16 protein-coding genes are annotated in these 19919 nt (G+C 72.5%); 14 read left to right on the plus strand and 2 right to left on the minus strand.

The features are described from left to right. Position 1: 1 nt before the first annotated feature. Both ACIBSV_RS13535 and ACIBSV_RS13540 read right to left on the minus strand, forming a co-directional pair. Entirely contained in the window at positions 2 to 1177 is a 1176-nt protein-coding gene (locus ACIBSV_RS13535) for an AAA family ATPase (protein WP_395862415.1), read from the minus strand. Between the two features lie 248 nt (positions 1178 to 1425). Beyond that, positions 1426 to 1950 carry a beta-class carbonic anhydrase gene (locus ACIBSV_RS13540; protein ID WP_395862417.1) on the minus strand — a complete coding sequence of 175 codons (525 nt, stop codon included), beginning with the start codon at positions 1948 to 1950 and terminating at the stop codon, positions 1426 to 1428. A 348-nt stretch (positions 1951 to 2298) separates the two neighbouring features. Between ACIBSV_RS13540 and mraZ the strand changes: the two genes are divergently transcribed. From mraZ to ACIBSV_RS13610, 14 genes are all read left to right on the plus strand, one after another. After that, positions 2299 to 2739: a division/cell wall cluster transcriptional repressor MraZ gene (gene mraZ / locus ACIBSV_RS13545; protein ID WP_395862419.1), complete on the plus strand. Its 441-nt coding sequence runs from the start codon at positions 2299 to 2301 to the stop codon at positions 2737 to 2739. 248 nt (positions 2740 to 2987) lie between these two features. Continuing rightward, positions 2988 to 3941 carry a 16S rRNA (cytosine(1402)-N(4))-methyltransferase RsmH gene (gene rsmH / locus ACIBSV_RS13550; RefSeq protein ID WP_395862421.1) on the plus strand — a complete coding sequence of 318 codons (954 nt, stop codon included), beginning with the start codon at positions 2988 to 2990 and terminating at the stop codon, positions 3939 to 3941. A 28-nt stretch (positions 3942 to 3969) separates the two neighbouring features. Beyond that, complete coding sequence (locus tag ACIBSV_RS13555) at positions 3970 to 4605, plus strand: septum formation initiator (RefSeq protein ID WP_395862423.1); 636 nt, start codon at positions 3970 to 3972, stop codon at positions 4603 to 4605. Between the two features lie 1449 nt (positions 4606 to 6054). Further along, positions 6055 to 7818 (plus strand): peptidoglycan D,D-transpeptidase FtsI family protein, encoded by a 1764-nt coding sequence (locus ACIBSV_RS13560; protein WP_395862425.1) that lies wholly within the window; start codon positions 6055 to 6057, stop codon positions 7816 to 7818. Between the two features lie 96 nt (positions 7819 to 7914). Further along, entirely contained in the window at positions 7915 to 9588 is a 1674-nt protein-coding gene (locus ACIBSV_RS13565; protein WP_395862427.1) for a UDP-N-acetylmuramoyl-L-alanyl-D-glutamate--2,6-diaminopimelate ligase, read from the plus strand. Further along, positions 9585 to 11006: a UDP-N-acetylmuramoyl-tripeptide--D-alanyl-D-alanine ligase gene (gene murF / locus ACIBSV_RS13570; protein ID WP_395862428.1), complete on the plus strand. Its 1422-nt coding sequence runs from the start codon at positions 9585 to 9587 to the stop codon at positions 11004 to 11006. Before ACIBSV_RS13565 ends, murF begins: the two co-directional genes overlap by 4 nt. Then, complete coding sequence (mraY, locus tag ACIBSV_RS13575; protein WP_395862430.1) at positions 11003 to 12061, plus strand: phospho-N-acetylmuramoyl-pentapeptide-transferase; 1059 nt, start codon at positions 11003 to 11005, stop codon at positions 12059 to 12061. The genes murF and mraY overlap by 4 nt, the downstream gene beginning before the upstream one ends. 5 nt (positions 12062 to 12066) lie before the next feature. Next, the gene (gene murD / locus ACIBSV_RS13580) at positions 12067 to 13566 is read left to right on the plus strand and encodes a UDP-N-acetylmuramoyl-L-alanine--D-glutamate ligase (RefSeq protein WP_395862432.1); all 1500 of its coding nucleotides are present in this window, start codon (positions 12067 to 12069) and stop codon (positions 13564 to 13566) included. 11 nt (positions 13567 to 13577) lie between these two features. Further along, positions 13578 to 14900 carry a putative lipid II flippase FtsW gene (gene ftsW / locus ACIBSV_RS13585; RefSeq protein WP_395862434.1) on the plus strand — a complete coding sequence of 441 codons (1323 nt, stop codon included), beginning with the start codon at positions 13578 to 13580 and terminating at the stop codon, positions 14898 to 14900. Positions 14901 to 14905: 5 nt separating this feature from the next. Further along, entirely contained in the window at positions 14906 to 16000 is a 1095-nt protein-coding gene (murG, locus tag ACIBSV_RS13590) for an undecaprenyldiphospho-muramoylpentapeptide beta-N-acetylglucosaminyltransferase (RefSeq protein WP_395862436.1), read from the plus strand. A 21-nt stretch (positions 16001 to 16021) separates the two neighbouring features. Further along, the gene (locus tag ACIBSV_RS13595) at positions 16022 to 16846 is read left to right on the plus strand and encodes a cell division protein FtsQ/DivIB (protein WP_395862438.1); all 825 of its coding nucleotides are present in this window, start codon (positions 16022 to 16024) and stop codon (positions 16844 to 16846) included. 290 nt (positions 16847 to 17136) lie between these two features. Further along, the gene (gene ftsZ, locus ACIBSV_RS13600) at positions 17137 to 18309 is read left to right on the plus strand and encodes a cell division protein FtsZ (protein WP_395862440.1); all 1173 of its coding nucleotides are present in this window, start codon (positions 17137 to 17139) and stop codon (positions 18307 to 18309) included. Between the two features lie 58 nt (positions 18310 to 18367). After that, positions 18368 to 19099 carry a peptidoglycan editing factor PgeF gene (pgeF, locus tag ACIBSV_RS13605; RefSeq protein WP_395862442.1) on the plus strand — a complete coding sequence of 244 codons (732 nt, stop codon included), beginning with the start codon at positions 18368 to 18370 and terminating at the stop codon, positions 19097 to 19099. Between the two features lie 43 nt (positions 19100 to 19142). Continuing rightward, positions 19143 to 19868 (plus strand): YggS family pyridoxal phosphate-dependent enzyme, encoded by a 726-nt coding sequence (locus ACIBSV_RS13610; RefSeq protein ID WP_395862443.1) that lies wholly within the window; start codon positions 19143 to 19145, stop codon positions 19866 to 19868. Positions 19869 to 19919: the final 51 nt, after the last annotated feature.

Raw genomic sequence — 19919 nt, forward strand, 5'->3', positions numbered from 1 at the left:
GTCAGCGCGCCGCCCCGGAGCCCGTGCCGCCGAGGCGGCCGTCGGAGGTCACCGGGGCGTAGCCCTGGTGCGCGGTGGGTGCCTGGTTCGGGTAGGGGCGGCCGCCGTTGTGCTGCGGGGCCGCGCCCGGATAGGGCATGTGGGCGGGCGGCGCGGGCGGCGCCGGGACGATCTGCGGCGCGCCGACCCGCCCCTGGACCGGCGCCTGGCCGGGAGACCCGGGGACCGGGACCTGGCGCACGATGTCGACGACGATCTGCTCGGGGGTGCGCCGGGCCATCTGGGCGTCGGCGGTGGGCAGCAGCCGGTGGGCGAGCACCGCGACGGCCAGGGTCTGCAGGTCGTCCGGGAGGACGTAGTCGCGGTTGTCCAGCGCGGCCGCCGCGCGGGACGCGCGGACCAGGTGCAGCGTGGCGCGCGGCGAGGCGCCCAGGCGCAGTTCGGGCGAGCGGCGGGTGGCGTTGACCAGGTCGACCGCATAGCGCGCGACGGCCGGGGACACGTGCACCCGGCGCACCGCGTCGGCGAGCCGGACCAGGTCCTCGGCGTGCGCGACCGGGGTCAGGTCGCTCAGCGGCGAGCCCGCGCTGTGGCCGCCGATCATCCGCAGCTCGGCGTCCGCGGCCGGGTAGCCCATCGAGACCCGGGCCATGAACCGGTCCCGCTGTGCCTCGGGGAGAGGATACGTTCCCTCCATCTCCACCGGATTCTGCGTCGCGATCACCATGAACGGCGCCTGGAGTTCGTAGGTGGTGCCGTCGACGGTGACCTGACGCTCGGCCATGCATTCCAGGAGCGCGGACTGGGTCTTGGGCGAGGCCCGGTTGATCTCGTCGCCGACCACGATGTTGGCGAAGATCGCGCCCGGCTTGAACTCGAACTCGCGCTTCTCCTGGTCGAACACGCTGACGCCGGTGATGTCCGAGGGCAGCAGGTCCGGGGTGAACTGCACCCGGCGCATCCGGCAATCGACCGAGCGCGCGAGGGCCTTCGCCAGCATCGTCTTGCCGACTCCCGGAACGTCCTCGACGAGCAGGTGGCCCTCGGCCAGCAGCACGGTCAAGGCGAGGCGGACGACCTCGGGCTTGCCCTCGATCACGGTCTCCATGGCCCCGCGGATCCGATCGGCGGTGACCGTCAGATCCCCCAGACCGGCCTGATCGTTGAACGTCGACACCCGTGCCCCTCCCTGGAACCGCGTTGTGCACGCCCTGGGTCAGGGCCACAGGCCGATTCTCCCGGTCGCGTGCGCTGCCGTCACCCCGTTGGACGGCCCGGACGACGCGTCGTGCGACTCCGGAGGGTAGTCGACGCGGCGTGGGGAGCGATCCGGTCGGCAGAAAAGGCTCGGCCGAGACGGGTCCGTCTCCTCGATGGTGCCGTGTCGAGCCGGAATCCGGGTCGACAAGATCGGGGCGACGGACCCTAGGACTGCGCGGGGCCGCTTTCCGGTTGCACGTCGGGGAGGGGGAAAACCTCGCGCAACAGGCCGGTGGTGACGTCGTATACGAATCCGCGCACGGTGTCGTTGTGCAGCAGGAACGGTGACCTGCGGACCCGGTTCATCGACTGGCGCACGTCACCGTCGAGATCGACGAAAGCCTCCACCGCCCACTGCGGGCGCAGGCCGGTGTCCGCCTCCAACTCGCGGCGGAAATCCTCGGTGACGGTGAGCATGCCGCACTGGGTGTGATGGATCAGTACGACCTGCGTGGTGCCCAGGTGTCGCTGACTGATCGTCAGTGAACGCACCACGTCGTCGGTGACCACGCCGCCCGCGTTGCGGATCACGTGTGTGTCGCCGAGCTCCAATCCGAGCATGGCGTGCACGTCCAGACGTGCGTCCATGCAGGTGACGACCGCGGTGTGGCGTACCGGCATCGCCGACATTCCGGGGTTGCGGTACCCCTCCGCGTAGTGCCGGTTCGCTGCGACAAGACGATCGACCATGGTCAGGACGGTAGCGACCTCGGCCGCGTTTCGCTTCGTGGGGGGAGTCACACCGGCGAAGAGCGGATGACGCGTCACTCCTTCCGGTCTATGGGTGCTCATCCCCGAATGGGAGATTCGTACCGGGAGCCCAATGGTGCGGAGGTGGAAACCCGCGCCCGACGTGGGGGAGTGGCGTGCGGGGGGCGCGCAATCGGGTGGTTCTCTCAAGGCACCCCTTCTGACCTGGGCTTTTGTCAAGGATGGGAACGGAGTGACGCGCCCGAAAAGGGTTGACCGTGGGGATTGGTGGAGTAGAGTGGCGGGAAATGGAGCCGAGAGGCTCCACGCGGCGGCCGGAGGTGCTCGGTGTTCCTGGGCACATACGAGCCCCGGTTGGACGAAAAAGGTCGGCTGATCCTGCCGGCCCGGTTCCGGGACGAGCTGGCGGAGGGCCTTGTGATCACAAAGGGGCAGGAACGCTGCCTCTATGTGTGGCCCATCGCGGAGTTCACCCGGATCGCCGAACAACTGGGCAGGGCGCCGGTGACCTCGAAAGCCGCCCGGGACTACATGCGCGTGTTCTACGCGGGTGCCTCCGACGCGGTGCCGGACAAGCAGGGGCGGGTGCTGGTGCCGCAACCGCTGCGCGACTACGCCGGGCTCGACCGGGACAGCCGCGACTGCGTCGTCATCGGTACGAACACCCGGGTCGAGTTGTGGGCGACCAAGACCTGGCACGACTACCTCGCGGAGCAGGAGCAGTCCTTCGCGGAACTGTCCGAGGAGGTGCTGCCCGGCCTGCTGTGACCGAGGCGGCGTACACCCCGTGCCTCGTACTCTCCCGAACGCGATCTCGCCCGTGACGCACCTGCGGCGAGGTCTCCACCCGCTCCGAGCTTTCTGGCACTCCTTCCCCGGTGCCAGAGGTCACTTCCCCAGACGAGCGGGCGGGGACCTGGCGGCATGTTCTCCCGGCCGGTCGCGACTCAGCCTCTAGACTGCGGGTTTCCGCACGACGAAGGGCCCGGAGTGAACGCGACGATGGTGGAGGGGCCGTGACGGCGCCCGCCCACATTCCGGTCCTGCTGGAACGGTGCGTCGAATTGCTCGCCCCCGCGCTGCGGGCGCCCGGGGCGGTCGTGGTGGACGCGACGCTCGGGATGGGCGGGCACAGCGAAGCCCTGTTGACGGCCTTTCCCCAGGCACGGCTGATCGGCCTGGACCGTGATCCCGAGGCGCTGGAGCGCTCCGGGGCCCGGTTGGCGGGCTTCGGCGAGCGTGCCACGCTCGTGCACGCGGTCTACGACGAACTGCCCGAGGTGCTGGAGCGGCTCGGCATCGACCGGATCGACGGCATCCTGTTCGACCTCGGGGTCTCCTCGCTGCAACTGGACCGGGCCGACCGCGGCTTCGCCTACGCGCAGGACGCGCCGCTGGACATGCGGATGGACCCGACGGTGGGCATCACCGCGGCCGACATCCTGAACAGCTACACCGCGGGCGATCTGGCCCGGATCCTGCGCGACTTCGGCGAGGAGCGGTTCGCCCGCCGGGTCGCCGACGCGATCGTGCGCGAGCGGGAGAAGGAACCCTTCACCAACAGCGCGCGCCTGGTCGACATCGTGCGCACCGCGATCCCGGCCGCCACCCGGCGCACCGGCGGCAACCCGTCCAAGCGCACCTTCCAGGCGCTGCGGATCGAGGTCAACGGCGAACTCGCGGTCTTGGAGCGCGCGTTGCCGGCGGCGGTGCGGGCACTGGCGCTGCACGGCCGGATCGTGGTGATGTCCTACCACTCGCTGGAGGACCGGATGACCAAGCGCGTGCTCGCGGCCGGCGCCGAGAGCAAGGCGCCGCCGGACCTGCCGGTGGTCCCGGAGGACCTCCAGCCCAGGTTCAAGCTGCTCACGCGCGGCTCGGAGAAGGCGAGCGAGCAGGAGAACGCGGAGAACCCGCGCGCGGCCTCGGTACGGCTGCGAGCGGCGGAGCGGGTGCGGGAAGACCTGTGAATCGACGCGGCGGACGGGGGAGCCGGGGATGAGCGGCGCGGCGAGGACGATGACCCGCATCCGGCTGGCCGCGCACCAGGCGAAGGGCACGACCCGGACGCCGTTCGTGGTGCTCGTGGTCGGCCTGCTCGGCGGCGGCCTACTGTCGCTGCTCCTGCTCAACACCGCGCTCAACCAGGGCTCGTTCGAACTGAGCCGGCTGCAAAAGCGCCAGGACCAGCTCACCGACGACCGGGAGGCGCTCCAGCGCGAACTGGACGCCAAGGCCGCGCCGGGCGAACTCGCGCGACGTGCCCAGGAATTGGGCCTGGTCCCGGGCGGCAGCCCGGTGTTCATCGACCCGGCGACCGGGCAGGTGCTCGGCGTGCCGAAGCCGGCCACGTCCAAGCCGCCGCTGGTTCCCGAGGCCCCGGCGACCGCCGCGGCCACGACGCCCGTCGCACCGCCGGCGGGCGGTGGGGGTCCGGGGGCACCGGTTACCGCCGGGTCGGACCCGGCGGGGACGGCGGCGGGCACCGGGACGCCTGCCGTGCCCGCCACGCCCGGCGCCTTTGCCACGCCCGACGGCGCCGCCCCGGCCGTCCCGGTCCCGGCGGCGATGCCGCCGGCCTCCGACGCGCCGGCCGCCTCGGCAGGCCCCACGGCGCCGGAAGCCACCCCTTGACGCATGCCTTCGCCGACCGGTTCGCCCACCCCGGCGACCGGTCCCCTCGGCTCGGCGGGTCGGGCCGCACCCGGGACCGTTCGGGCGATCCCGACGCGTCGGGCCGCCGGCGGCCGGTTCGGCGCCGCGGGCCGGCCCGCGGCGGGATCGCCCGGGTGATGTCGACCGTCGGGCGGATGGGCGCCGAGCGGTCCGCCGAGGGAACTCGGGTCGGCCCCGATCACCGGCCCGCTCGTTGTACGTACGTGTCGCCGCGCGCGCCGCGCCGCCGAATCCAGGTGAAGGGAACTCGCGTTGACCGACGGACGCCGTGACCCCCGTGATCCGCGTGATCCCGACGAGCCGCGTTCGGCGGGGCGGGCCCGCCGGGAGCGCGGTGCCGACCCGGCCGCGTCCTCGGAGCGCCGACCCCGCCCGGTGGCCCGGCCCCGAGCGGCCGACGGCTCCGGGGCGGCGGAGGGCCGACGCCCGCGCCCGGGAGCGGGCGAGGAACCGGCAGGGCCGCGTGGCCCTCGTCGCCCGCGCGCGGGCGACGAGGAGCGGGCCGAGCCCGGTGCGGGTCGCCCACGCGCGAGTTCCGGGCAGCGGGACGAGCCCGGTGCGGAAACCCCGCGTTCCGGCCGTCCGCGTCGGCCGAGCGGCGGACAGGCGCCCCCGGCACGCCGGAGCGCCCGACCCGGGGATCCCGACGCGCCCCGGTCGGCCCGCCAAGGCACGGCCGGCGGCCCGTCCGGTGAGCGCCCGGCCCGACCCCGCGGCGACGCGGCGTCCGGCGGGCGTCCGGCTCGGCCCCGGTCCGGTGCCGGCGCGTCGAGCGGCGAGGACTCGGCCCGGTCGGGCGCCTCCGAAGGGCGGTGGGGCCGCCCGCGCGGCGGTGCCGCGTCGTCCGGTGAGCGGCCGAGCCGGCCGCGTCCCGACAGCGGCGCCTCGGGTGGGCTCTGGTCCCGGTTGCGGGCGGGGGACGCCGGCTCGGGCGAGCGTTCGGCCCGCGCCGGTGACGCGGCCTCCGCCGGGCGCCCGCCGCGCCCGCGTGGCGATGCCGGGTGGTCCGGCGGGTCCGGTGCGGGTTCGGCCGGGTCCGGGCGGCGCACGGGTGAGGGCACGCGCTCCCGTGAGGAGCGTTCGGGCGCGCGTCGGCCGCGGCCGAGGTCGGCGGAGGCATCGGTCGAGGGCGGTGCCGGTGCGCGCCCCGGTGTACGCCCGCGTCCGCGGCCGGACGCGCGGGGCGTCGATGTGCCCGGCCGTCCGGAGCGGACCCGGCGTCCGCGCCCGGTCACCGGTGACGGTTCCGCGCGCGGCGCCCGGGACGCCGTGCGGGCCGACCATGCCGGCGCACGCCCGGCGCGCCCGGCCCGACCGCGTCCGGGCGCGGCCCGGCCCGGGCGTACCCGCGACGCGCACGCGTCCGGGCGTCCCCGGCCCGCCCGGCGGCCCCGGAGCGCCGCCCGGATGGGCGACCCGCGCAAGCGGCTGCGGATCGGGCTGATCGCGCTCGGCGTGGTGCTGACCCTGTTCGCCGGCCGACTGCTCCAGTTGCAGGCGCTGGACGCCCCCGCGTACGCCGCCCAGGCCGCCGCCAAGCGCACCCAGACCGTCAACGTCCCGGCCGAACGCGGTGCGCTCACCGACGCGTTCGGGGTGAGCCTGGCCAAGTCGGTGGACGCGTACGACGTCACCGCCGACCCGACCCAGGTGCAGAAGTACGACCCGCACGCCACCGCGCTGGCGCTGGCCCCGCTGGTGAACGGCGACCCGGTCGCCCTCGAGGAGAAGCTGCGCACTCCCAAGTCCCGCTACGTGGTGCTCGCCCAGCAGGTCGAGCCCGCGGTGTGGAACAACATCCGCCAGGTGCAGAAGGACCTGGGCAAGGTGCGCCGCAACGACCTGGTCGGCATCTACTCGACCAAGCACAGCAAGCGGGTCTACCCGGCCGGACCGGTCGGCGCGAACCTGGTCGGCTTCGTCAACGCCACCGGACACGGCGGCGGCGGCCTGGAGATGACCCTGGACGGCCAACTGGCGGGCAAGGACGGGCGGACCACCCAGGAGATGGTCTACGGCCGCCGGGTGCCCACCTCCGACCTCACCGGCAGGGAGGCGGTGCCCGGTGCCGACGTGCAACTGACCGTCTCGCGCGACCTCCAGTGGTACGCCGAGCAGTTGATCGGCGCCAAGGTCGCCGAGACCAAGTCCGAGTCGGGCACCGTGGTGGTCCAGGACGTGCGCAGCGGACAGATACTGGCGATGGCCACCGCGCCCGGCTACGACCCCAACCGGATCGGCCCCGGCGACGTGCACAACCTGGGCAACCGGGCCGTCGAGGAGGCCTACGAGCCGGGCAGCACCGGCAAGGTGATGACCATGGCCGCGGTCATCCAGGAGGGCAAGGCCGCCCCGGGCACCCACGTGACCGTGCCGAACCGACTCGCCCGCGCCGACCAGATGTTCAAGGACGAGCACGACCACGCCACGCAGCAGCTGACCCTGGCCGGCGTACTGGCCAAGTCCAGCAACATCGGCACGATCCTGGCCTCGGAACAACTCTCGCCCAACCGCGCCGAGGCCAACGCCAAGCTGCACGACTACCTGACCCGGTTCGGCGTCGGACAACCCACCGGGCTGAAGTTCCCGGGCGAGACGCCCGGCATCCTGGCCCCGGCGCCGAAGTGGAACGGCTCCCAGCAGTACACGATCCCCTTCGGTCAGGGCCTGTCGGTCAACTCGGTGCAGGCCACCTCGGTGTTCCAGACCATCGCCAACGGCGGCGTGCGGATCGAACCGAGCCTGGTCAAGGGCAGCACCGGCCCGGACGGGAAGTTCAAGCCCGCCGCCGCGCCCAAGTCGAACGTCGTGGTCAGCCCGGAGACCGCCCGCCAGGTGGCCGACATGCTGGAGACGGTGGTCGCCGACGACGGCGGCACCGGCAAGAACGGCCGGATCCCCGGCTACCGGGTCGCGGGCAAGACCGGCACCGCCAACCGGGTCGATCCCAAGACCGGCCGCTACAACGGCTACACGACCTCGTTCATCGGCTTCGCCCCGGCGGACAACCCGCAGGTCGTGGTGTCGGTCACGCTCCAGGCCCCGGGCATCGACGGCGGCGGCGGCAGCCTGTGCGCGCCGGTGTTCCAGCAGGTGATGACATTCGCGTTGCAGAGCCGCCGGATCGCCCCGAGCGGCGCCGCCCCGGTGGACCTGCCGATCGAGTGGTGACCGGCGCGGTGACCGGCCGGGTCCGCGGCTGCGCGGCCGGTCGCGGCACCGGGGCGAGGACGATCCGACGGCCCAAAGCGCGGTAGCCTGCCCGCCGTGCCCAACCGTGATCTGCGCCGCCCAGCCGAGGTGCGCCCCCAACCGCTGACCGGCCTGGCCGGGTTCGTCCGTGTTCCGTTGACCGGGGCCCCGAGCGATCCGGAGGCGACGCTGACGGGCGTCACCCACGACTCGCGGGCCGTGCGCCCGGGGGATCTGTACGCCGGGTTGCCCGGCGACAACTTCCACGGTGCCGTGTTCGCCGGGCAGGCCGCCGCGGCCGGAGCGGTGGCCCTGCTCACCGACGCGGCGGGCGCCGAACTCGCCGCCGACAGCGGCCTGCCGACCCTGGTGGTCGAGGATCCGCGCGGCCGACTGGGTGAGATCGCGGCCTGGGTCTACGGGCGACCCGCGGAGGACCTGGTGATGTTCGGCGTCACCGGCACCAACGGCAAGACCACCACCGCCTACCTGCTCGACGGCGGGCTGCGCGCCGGCGGCGGCACGACCGGGGTGATCGGCACCGTGGAGACCCGGATCGGCGAGGAGGTGGTGCCCAGCGTGCGCACCACGCCCGAGGCCACCGACGTCCAGGCGCTGCTCGCGTCGATGCTGGAGAACGGCGTCACCGCCGCGGTGATGGAGGTCTCCAGCCACGCGCTCGCGCTGGGCCGGGTCGACGGCACCGTGTACGACGTCGCGTTGTTCACCAACCTGTCGCAGGACCACCTGGACTTCCACGGGTCCATGGAGGAGTACTTCGCCACCAAGGCGGACCTGTTCACCCCGCGGCGCTCGCGGATCGGCGTGATCGACGTGGACGACGCCTACGGTCGCCGACTGGCGGCGCTGGCGAGCGTGCCGGTGCTGACCGTCTCGGCGACGGGGGCCCCGGACGCCGACTGGCGGGCCGAGAACGTCGACCTCGGTCCGGACGGCAGCCGCTTCACCGTGGTGGGCCCGGACGGGCACAAGGCCGACGCGAGCGTGCGGCTGGCCGGTCCGTTCAACGTGAGCAACGCGCTGTTGGCGATCGTCGCGCTGACCGCGGGCGGCGTCTCGCTCGCGGACGCGGTCGAGGGTGTGGGCCGGACCCCGGGCGTGCCCGGGCGGATGGAGCGGGTGGACGCGGGCCAGCCGTTCCTGGCCCTGGTCGACTTCGCGCACACCCCGGACGCGGTCCGGACGCTCCTCGAGGCACTGCGTCCGGTGACCACCGGCACACTGACCATCGTGCTGGGCGCGGGCGGCGACCGGGACCGGGCCAAGCGCCCGCTGATGGCCGATGCCGCCGCCCGACTCGCCGACCGGGTCGTGCTCACCAGCGACAACCCGCGTTCGGAGGACCCGCTCGCGATCCTGGACGACATGCTCGCGGGCACCCGCGGGCCGGCCGAACCGCACGGCAGCGTGCTGGTCGAGCCGGACCGGACCGCGGCCATCGCGCTCGCGGTCGAGCGGGCCCGCGCGGGTGACACGGTCGTGATCGCGGGCAAAGGGCACGAGCAGGGCCAGGAGTTTGCGAACGCGGTCAAACACCCCTTCGACGACCGTGTCGAGCTGCGTCGCGCGCTGACCAGAACCATGCGAGGCGGCCCCGCGTCCCCGGAGCAGTCCGACGATGCGAGGATCGTGACCCCCGCACCATCAACGCACACCCCGACGTCCGAGACCCCGACCCCAGGCGTCCCGGCGACCGGCACCTCGCGTGCCGAGGAGACGAACCAGTGATTTCCACCACTCTTGCCGAGATCGCCACCGCTCTCGGAGGGCGGCTTTCGGGCGGCGCGGATCCGCACGCGCGCATCACCGCCGAGGTGGTCGTGGACTCCCGCAAGGTCGGCCCCGGCACGCTGTTCGTGGCCGTGCGCGGCGAGCGCGTCGACGGGCACGACTACGCGCGCGCCGCGATCGAGGCGGGCGCCGTCGCGGTCCTCGCGGAGCGCGACACCGACACCCCGGCGATCCTCGTCGATGACGTGGTCGCGGCACTCGGCCGACTCGCCCGGTCGATCACCGAGCGGCATCCCGACACCACGGTGATCGCGCTGACCGGGTCCTCCGGCAAGACGAGCACCAAGGACCTGCTCGGCCAGGTGCTCGCCACCGCAGGCCCGACGATCGCCCCGAGCGGCAACTTCAACACCGAGATCGGCCTGCCGCTGACCGTCCTCGGCGTGACCGAGGAAACCCGGTACCTGGTCGCCGAGATGGGCGCCCGCCACGTCGGCGACATCGCCTACCTGTGCGAGCTCACCCCGCCCCGGATCGGCCTGGTGCTCAACGTCGGCTCCGCGCACATGGGCGAGTTCGGCGGGCGCGAGGGCATCGCCCGGGCCAAGGGCGAACTCGTCGAGGCATTGCCCGCCGACGGCGTGGCCGTGCTCAACCAGGACGACCCGCTGGTGCGGGCGATGGCCTCGCGCACCAAGGCCCGCGTGGTGACCTTCGGCGAGAGCGCGAAGGCCGACGTACGGGCCGAGAACGTGACACTCGACGAGCAGGGCCGGGCCTCCTTCACGCTGTGCGTGCCGGAGGGCAGTGCGCCGGTGATCTTGCGCCTGTACGGTGAGCACCACGTGGCCAACGCACTCGCGTGCGCCGCGGTGGCACGCGAAGTGGGCATGACCGTCGAGGACATCGCGGCGGCCCTCGGCGCGGCCGGTACGATCTCCCGCTGGCGGATGGAAGTCACCCGCAGGGACGACGGGGTGACCGTCGTGAACGACGCGTACAACGCCAACCCGGAGTCGATGCGAGCCGCGCTCAAGGCGCTCGTCGCGATGGCGGGCGGCAATCGTACGTTCGCCGTGCTGGGTGCGATGCGGGAGCTGGGCGAGGAGTCGCTGACCGAGCACGACGCGATCGGGCGGCTCGCGGTACGCCTGAACATCCACCGGCTGGTGGCCGTGGGCGGCAGGGAGGCCGCCTGGATCGACATGGGCGCGAAGAACGAGGGTTCGTGGGGTGAGGAGTCGGTGCTGGTGCCCGACGTAGAGGCGGCCGTCGAACTACTCCGGGGCGAACTGGCCCCGGGCGACGTCGTACTGGTGAAGGCTTCCCGAGGGGTGGCCCTGGAACGGCTCGCGGACGCGCTGTTGGCGGACGCGGCCGGGGACGACGTGAGCAACTCGGAGGTGCACGGGTGAGGGCCATCCTCATCGCCGGCGGCATCGCCCTGGTGCTGTCGCTGATCGGTACGCCGCTCGCGATCCGAATCCTGGTCAAGCGTGGCTACGGCCAGCTCATCCGGGACGACGGTCCGGCCGGACACCACAGCAAGCGCGGTACGCCCACCATGGGCGGCGCGGTGATCATCCTGGCGGCGCTCGCGGGCTACGGCGGCGCCAAGGCGATCACGCTGGAGACCCCGAGCGCGTCCGCGCTGCTGGTGCTGTATCTGATGGCGGGCCTGGGCCTGGTCGGCTTCGTCGACGACTTCATCAAGATCGTCAAGCAGCGCAGCCTGGGTCTGCGGGCCAAGGCCAAGCTGGCCGGACAGTCCTTCGTGGGCATCTCGTTCGCGCTGCTGGCCATCCAGTTCAAGGACGCGCGCGGGTTCACCCCGGCGTCCACCCACCTGTCCTTCGTGCAGGACACCGCGCTGGACCTGACGCCGGTGTTCTTCGTGATCTGGGCCTACATCCTGATCGCCGGGCACTCCAACGGCGTCAACCTCACCGACGGCCTGGACGGCCTCGCCACCGGCGCGTCGGTGATCGTCTTCGGTGCCTACACCTTCATCGGGGTCTGGCAGTACGGCCAGTCCTGCCTGAACGCCCCCGGCGTCGGCTGCTACGACGTGCGCGATCCGCTGGACCTGGCGATCGTGTCCGCGGCGATGATGGGCTCGTGTTTCGGCTTCCTGTGGTGGAACACGTCACCGGCGAAGATCTTCATGGGCGACACCGGATCGCTCGCACTCGGCGGCGCGCTCGCGGGCCTGGCCATCCTGACCCGTACCGAACTGCTGTCCGCGCTCATCGGCGGGCTGTTCCTGATCATCTCGTTGTCGGTGATCATCCAGGTGGGCTACTTCAAGATGACCGGCAAACGGGTGTTCAAAATGGCGCCGCTCCAGCACCATTTCGAACTCAAGGGGTGGACCGAAGTACTCATCGTGGTTCGGTTCTGGATCATCGCCGGCCTGTGCGCCATTCTCGGGATCGGCATCTTCTACGCGGGCTGGGTTACGGGACAGTAAGAGACGTGAGTACGAAAGACCTGAGCACCTTCACCCATCACGGTGCGCCGTGGGCAGAGTTGTCGTTCTGTGTCGCGGGCACCGGGGTCACCGGCGCGTCCGCGGTCCGGGCGCTGCACGGCCTCGGCGCGCGCGTCGTGGCGATCGACGGCTCCGCCGACGACAACGCCCGGCGGCGCGCCGAGGAGTTGGGCGCGCTGGGCGTCGACGTGCGCCTGGGCGACGACGAGAGCCTGCCGGAGCGGGTGGACGTGCTGATCGCCTCGCCCGGACTGCGGCCCACCAAGCCGCTGTTCGCCGCCGCGCGCGCGGCCGGCGTGCCGGTGTGGGGCGATGTGGAGCTGGCGTGGCGGCTGCGCCCGCGGGAGAACCCCGCGCCGTGGCTGGCGATCACCGGCACCAACGGCAAGACCACGACCGTGCGCATGCTCGCCTCGATCCTGGAGGCGTCCGGCAAGCGGGTGGCGGCGGCCGGCAACGTGGGCACACCGGTGGTGGACGCGGTGCTCGCCCGCGACGGTGACGGCGAACCGGCCTACGACGTTCTCGCGTTGGAGCTGTCCAGCTTCCAACTGCACTGGTTGCCGACCTGGGAGGAAAGCCCCAAGGACGACGCCGGCGCGCCGCGGATGCTGGCCGCGGCGGTGCTCAACATCGCGCCGGACCACCTGGACTGGCACGGCTCGCCGGAGGCCTACGCGGCGGACAAGGGCCGGATCTACGGCGGTTGCCAGATCGCCTGCGTGTACAACCTCGCCGACCCGCAGACCGAGCAGCTCGTGCACGAGGCCGAGGTCGAGGAGGGCTGCCGCGCGGTCGGCTTCGGGCTCGGCCCGCCGGGGCTGTCCGACTTCGGGGTGGTCGACGACCTGCTCGTGGACCGGGCGTTCGTGCCCGACCGGCACAGCACCGCGGCCGAACTGGCCGGCGTGGGCGACGTGAACCCGCCCGCGCCGCACAACGTGGCGAACGCGCTGGCCGCCGCCGCGCTGGCGCGTGCCTACGGCGTGCGGCCGGTGGCGGTGCGCGACGGGCTGCGCGCCTTCCGGCCGGACGCGCACCGCATCGCGCACGTGGCCACCGTGGCCGGCGTCGACTACGTGGACGACTCCAAGGCCACCAACGGGCACGCCGCGGCGGCCTCGCTGGCCGCCTACCGGGACATCGTGTGGATCGCCGGCGGCCTGGCCAAGGGCGCGTCCTTCGACGACCTGGTCTCCGGCGCGAAGAACCGGCTGCGCGCGGTGGTGCTGATGGGCGCCGACCGCGCGGTGATCAGGGACGCGCTCGCGCGACACGCCCCCGATGTCCCCGTGGTGGAGGTCGCCGCGACCGACACTGGGGCCATGGAACAGGTCGTGGGCGAGGCGGCGGCGCTGGCGCGGCCGGGGGACACCGTGCTGCTCGCGCCCGCGTGCGCGTCGATGGACATGTACGCCAACTACGGCAGGCGTGGCGACGCGTTCGCCGAAGCGGTCCGCGGGCTCGACACAGCGGCCGGCTGACCGGGCGAGCGATGGCCGCCGGTCCGCAGACGCGCGAGGCACGCCCCACGCCCCCCGCCGACAAGCGGCGGCCGTGGGGCGGTTCGCGGTTGCCCAAACCGCGCGCGAGGCCCGCGCCGCGTCCGGCGGGCTCGGCGCGCCGCGAACTGCGCCGGGCCCTGGACAGCCCGCTGACCGCCTACTACCTGCTGCTCGGCTCGGGCCTGCTGCTGACCGTGCTGGGCCTGGTGATGGTGCTCTCCGCGTCGCAGATCACCTCCCGGACGATCTACGGCTCCTTCGACGAGATCTTCACCAAGCAGTTGATCGCGGTCGCCATGGGATTCCCGCTGATGTGGATCGCGTCACGTCTGCCGCTGCGCTGGTATCGCCGGCTGGCGTACCCGTTCCTGATCGGTTGCGTCGGCGCGTTGTGCCTGGTCCTGGTGCCCGGCCTGGGCATCGAGGTGAACGGCAACCGGAACTGGATCGGCTTCGGCTCGTTCCAGATCCAGCCCTCCGAGTTCGCCAAGCTGGGCCTGGTGTTGTGGGGGGCCGACGTGCTCACCCGCAAGCGCCGGCTGCTCGGCCAGTGGCGGCACATGTTCGTCCCGCTGCTGCCCGGCGCCCTGGTGATCCTGTTCCTGGTGCTGCTCGGCGGCGACATGGGCACCGCGATGATCATCACCGTGCTGGTGCTTGCGCTGTTGTGGATCGCCGGCGCGCCGGGCCGGTTGTTCGCCATGGCGATCGCCGTGGTGGCCGTGCTGGCCACCGTGCTGATCGTGCTCAAGCCGCACCGGGCCGCCCGCTTCGCGGGCTTCCTGGATCCGTTCTCCGACCCCAACGGCAGCACGCTGCAGGCCGCGCAGGGCATCTACTCGCTGGCCACGGGCGGCTGGTTCGGCAGTGGAATCGGGACAAGTTACGGCAAATGGGGCACTTTGCCCGAGGCACATACAGACTTCATCTTCGCCGTCATCGGCGAGGAATTGGGTCTCGTGGGGACGCTGTCCGTACTCACCCTCTTCGCGGCCCTAGGCTATGCAGGTATCCGCGTCGCGAGTCGGACGAAAGACCAGTTCGTACGGCTCGCCGCGGGTGGCGCGACCGCGTGGATCATGGCCCAGGTCATGATCAACGTCGGAGCGGTGCTCGGCCTGCTGCCGATCGCCGGAGTGCCGTTGCCATTGGTGTCCTACGGAGGTTCCGCCCTGCTTCCGACCATGTTCGCCGTGGGCATGCTGTTGTCCTTCGCCCGAGGTGAGCCAAAGGCCGAGGCGGCGCTCGCCGCACGCGGGCCCGGGGCGGTTCGTCGAGCGTTCGCGCGGATCCTGCCGCGCAGGGATGGGTGAATCAGGTGCATGTCGTCCTTGCCGGCGGAGGAACCGCCGGGCACATCGAGCCCGCTCTGGCATTGGCGGACGCGCTGCGCCGCCAGAACCCCAATGTGGGTATCACGGCGCTCGGCACGGCCAAGGGCCTGGAGACCAAGCTCGTTCCCGCTCGCGGCTACGAACTCGCTCTGATCCCGGCCGTGCCGTTGCCGCGCAAGCCCACGCCCGAACTGATGACCGTCCCCGGTCGACTGCGCGGCACCATCCGCGAGGCCGCGGCCGTCCTGGAGCGGACCAACGCGTCCTGCCTGGTCGGCTTCGGCGGCTACGTCGCGCTGCCCGGCTACCTCGCGGCCAAGCGCCAGGGCGTGCCCACCGTGGTGCACGAGGCCAACGCCCGGCCGGGCCTGGCCAACAAGATCGGCGCCCGGTACACCCGATTCGTCGCGGTGAGCACGCCCGACAGCAAGCTGCGCGGCGCTCGCTACATCGGCATCCCACTGCGCCGCGCGATCGCCACGCTGGACCGCAACGCGCTGCGCGACGAGGCCCGGGCGATGTTCGGCCTGGACCCGATGCGGCCCACGCTGCTGGTGTTCGGCGGCTCGCAGGGCGCCCGGCGGCTGAACGAGACGCTCGCCGCCACCGCGCAACAACTGCTCGCCGAGGGCGTGCAGGTGCTGCACGCGGCCGGCCCCAACAACGAGTTGAAGATCACCTCCCCGCCCGGCGGACCGGCCTACGTCGTGGTGCCCTACCTGGACCGGATGGACCTGGCCTACGCGGCGGCCGACATGGTGCTGTGCCGGGCCGGCGCGATGACCTGCGCCGAACTGGCCGCGGTCGGCCTGCCCGCGGCCTACGTACCGCTGCCGATCGGCAACGGCGAGCAGCGGCTGAACGCGCAGCCCGTGGTCAAGGCGGGCGGCGGTCTGCTGGTGGACGACGCGGACCTGACCCCGGACTGGATCCGCTCCTCCGTGCTGCCGGTGCTCACCGACGCGCGCAGGCTGCACGACATGGGCAAGGCGGCGGCCGAGTTCGGCCGGCGCGACGCGGACGAGGAGTTGGTCCGGATGGTCCACGAGGCGATCGCCGCCGCGCGGTTGCCCCAGTAGCGCGGGCCGGGGGGAGCGTTCTTGCCCAGGACGAGGGAGCGCGCGCCGGGGCGACCGGCGAAGGCCGGGCGGCCGCCGCGCCGGCGCTGGACCAACCTGCGCCCGCTCCTGGTCCTGGTGCTGCTCGTGCTGGTCGCGGTCACCGGTTGGGCGCTCGTCTACCACTCGCCGCTGCTGGACACTCGCAAAGTGGCCGTCGGCGGCCTGGGCGCGCTGCCCCGGGACCAGGTCGCGCACGTGGCGGCGGTGCCGATCGGCGAGCCGCTGGCCTCCGTCGACCTGGACGCGATCCGGGCCCGGGTGGCCGCGATCCCGCGAGTGGCCTCGGTCCGCGTCGAGCGGGACTGGCCGCACACGGTGCGGATCTCGGTGCGCGAACGGGTGACCGCGCTGGTGATGCCGGACGCGGGCCGCTATGCGGAGATCGACAAGGACGGCGTACGGTTCGGTACGGTGGACGCCGCGCCGCCGGGGGTGCCGGTCGTCAAGGCCGACGTCAACACGGTGAGTACGCAAACGCTACGGGGGGTGGTGCAGGTGGTATCGGCCTTGCCGCCGCCGGTCGCCCAACGTGTACGTGACATCACCGCTCGAACGCGCGACGACATCGTGCTATTGCTCGACAAGGGCGAGACCGTGCTGTGGGGCGGGGCCGACGCGTCCGACCGCAAGGCCCTCGTACTCGCGGCGCTGTTGCCGCGGCCCGCCAAGTTCTACGACGTCAGCGCGCCCGACGCGCCGGTGACCCGAACCCAGCCGTTTCCCTCGCTCGCGCCGCCGGCGCCCGCGCAGTCGTTACCTCCGGTCGCACCCGCGGCGGCGGTTTCGACCTCGCCCGCCGTGTGACGTGGAGCGAAAGCACCCCGTCACTGCGATAAAACAATAGGGACAGGTTCGGCGTGTTCGTTGAACCGCGTCCGATGGGGACCTAGTGTCGGCCTAGCCCCAGGTTGACAAAGCAGTAATCCGCACCGTTCGCATCGGCGGCATTCGACGCGAATCGGTGTAACTCTATACCTGAGGGTGAGGGTTTTGGTGGCTCGCGGAAATCGCGTCCCGACCTCCCCAAGTCGGCAAATGTCGGCATGCCGGAACCACGGCGTGCCGACCGGAACTCGAGGCGAGAGGCCTTCGACGTGGCAGCACCCCAGAACTACCTCGCAGTCATCAAGGTGGTCGGTATCGGCGGTGGCGGTGTCAACGCCATCAACCGGATGATCGAGGTCGGTCTCAAGGGCGTCGAGTTCATCGCGATCAACACCGACGCCCAAGCCCTCCTCATGAGCGACGCCGACGTCAAGCTCGACGTCGGCCGGGAATTGACCCGCGGCCTCGGCGCCGGCGCCAACCCCGACGTCGGTCGCAAGGCCGCCGAGGACCACCGCGAGGAGATCGAGGAGGTCCTCAAGGGGGCCGACATGGTCTTCGTCACGGCGGGTGAGGGCGGCGGCACCGGCACCGGCGGCGCTCCCGTGGTGGCCAACATCGCCCGTTCGCTCGGCGCGCTCACCATCGGTGTGGTCACGCGCCCGTTCACCTTCGAGGGACGGCGGCGCGCGAACCAGGCCGAGGACGGCATCGCGCAGTTGCGCGACGAGGTCGACACCCTGATCGTCATCCCCAACGACCGACTGCTCTCCATCTCCGACCGGCAGGTCAGCGTCCTGGACGCGTTCCGCTCGGCCGACCAGGTGCTGCTGTCCGGTGTGCAGGGCATCACCGATCTGATCACCACGCCCGGCCTGATCAACCTGGACTTCGCCGACGTCAAGTCGGTGATGTCCGAGGCGGGTTCGGCGCTGATGGGGATCGGCTCGGCGCGCGGCGACGACCGTGCCGTGGCGGCGGCCGAGATGGCCATCTCCAGCCCGCTCCTGGAGGCGTCCATCGACGGCGCCCGGGGCGTGTTGCTGTCCATCTCCGGCGGCTCCGACCTCGGCCTGTTCGAGATCAACGAGGCCGCGCAACTGGTCAGCGAGGCCGCGCACCCCGAGGCCAACATCATCTTCGGCGCGGTCATCGACGACGCGCTCGGCGACGAGGTGCGGGTCACCGTGATCGCGGCCGGCTTCGACGGTGGGCAGCCGCCGTCCAAGAGCGAGTTGGGCAAGCCGGCGACCACGACCCAGGCGTCGCGGCCCGAGCCGGTGGGGCGGCCCGCGTCCAACCCGGGTCCGGGTGTGCTGCACGACCCGACCCCGGCGCCGACCAGCTACCCGGCGCCGACCACCCCGGGCCCGCGCACGCCGCTGGTGCCGGAACCGATCAAGGACGATCTGGATCTCGACATCCCGCCGTTCATGAAGTAGAAGACAATCGGCAGATTGCAGCAGTAGCGAAAAAATTCGGACAAGGGGTGGGCCCGACGTGTTCACGCGAAGGGCCGCCGCCGGCGGCGCCCGTTTCGCCTTCACCGACCGGTGGGGCGGCACGGGCGCCGCGCCGTATGACGAACTGAACCTCGGCGACCATGTGGGCGACGATCCGCGCGTGGTCGCCGCGAACCGCGCGCGCACCGCCGAGGCGCTGGGCCTGTCGCCCGAACGGGTGGTCTGGATGAACCAGGTGCACGGCAACACGGTCACCGTCGTCGACCGTGCCTCGGCCGAGCCGTTGCCCGCCACCGACGCCGTGGTCACCGCGACCCCGGGCCTGGCGCTCGTGGTCCTGGTCGCCGACTGCACCCCGGTACTGCTCGCCGATCCGCAGGCCGGCGTCGTGGCCGCCGCGCACGCCGGGCGGCCCGGACTGGCCGCGGGCGTGGTGCCCGCCGCGATCGAGGCGATGCGAGCCCTCGGCGCCGACCCGGCCCGGATCGTCGCGGAGACCGGCCCCGCGGTCTGCGGCGCCTGCTACGAGGTTCCCGAGGCGATGTGCGACGAAGTGTCCGCAGTTGTCCCAGCGGCCCGCGCGCGCACCCGTGAGGGCACTCCGGGGCTCGATATCCCGGCCGGCGTGTGGGCGCAACTCGCCGCGCAGGGGGTGGCGTCGGGTGAGAAATCGCACATCTGCACGCGCGAGTCGGCGGACCATTTCTCCTACCGGCGGGACCGGGCCACGGGTCGGATCGCCGGCTACGTGTGGCTCGCCGAGGGCTGACCCCGCCCGGGCGTGTTCGGCCCCCGTCGGCGACGATGGGCGAATGGAAACGCACGTTCATCCGAGCGCAGACCCCGCCGGGCGAGGCGCCGAACTCGCCGCCAACCTGGCCGCCGTCCGCGATCGCATCGCCACCGCGTGCGCCGCCGCCGGCCGCCCGCGCGAGGACGTCACCCTCGTCGTGGTGACCAAGACCCACCCGGCGAGCGACGTGCGACTGCTCGCCGGACTCGGCGTCCGCGACGTGGGCGAGAACCGCGACCAGGAGGCCGCGCCCAAGGCGGAGGCCACCGAGGACCTCGACCTGACGTGGCACTACGTCGGGCAACTGCAGACCAACAAGGCCAAATCGGTGGCGGGTTACGCCGATGTGGTGCACTCGCTGGACCGGGTCCGACTCGCCCACGCGCTGTCCGCCGCGGCGGTTCGGCAACACCGCACGATCACCGCGCTGTTGCAGGTCAGCCTGGATGAAGACCCGGCGCGCGGCGGGGTGTCGCCGGCCGATGTGGCGGAACTCGCGGACGTGGTGGCCCAGGCGCCGAACCTGACCCTGGGCGGGGTGATGGCGGTGGCCCCGCTGGGCGTGGAACCCGCCCGCGCGTTCGCCGGGTTGCGAGAAATCGCAACCCGCCTACGCGAAGCCCATCCGACTGCGAACATGGTTTCCGCGGGGATGAGCAACGACCTCGAAGCGGCCATCGAGGCTGGGGCGACACATGTACGCATCGGTACTGCGGTGCTCGGAGTCCGGCCTTCCCTCCGGTAGCGTCGCCGTGAAGTGGATCGCACGACCCACGGTGACCTCAGCCGATCCACC

Source organism: Embleya sp. NPDC050154 (genome assembly GCF_044460165.1).
Lineage (GTDB): Bacteria > Actinomycetota > Actinomycetes > Streptomycetales > Streptomycetaceae > Embleya.

Excerpts from the sequence above, each read along its gene's own strand:
- ACIBSV_RS13540 (WP_395862417.1), bottom strand. The coding sequence starts at position 1,950 with ATGGTCGATCGTCTTGTCGCAGCGAACCGGCACTACGCGGAGGGGTAC.
- ACIBSV_RS13555 (WP_395862423.1), top strand. The coding sequence starts at position 3,970 with ATGAGCGGCGCGGCGAGGACGATGACCCGCATCCGGCTGGCCGCGCAC.
- ACIBSV_RS13560 (WP_395862425.1), top strand. The coding sequence starts at position 6,055 with ATGGGCGACCCGCGCAAGCGGCTGCGGATCGGGCTGATCGCGCTCGGC.
- ftsW (WP_395862434.1), top strand. The coding sequence starts at position 13,578 with ATGGCCGCCGGTCCGCAGACGCGCGAGGCACGCCCCACGCCCCCCGCC.
- ACIBSV_RS13610 (WP_395862443.1), top strand. The coding sequence starts at position 19,143 with ATGGAAACGCACGTTCATCCGAGCGCAGACCCCGCCGGGCGAGGCGCC.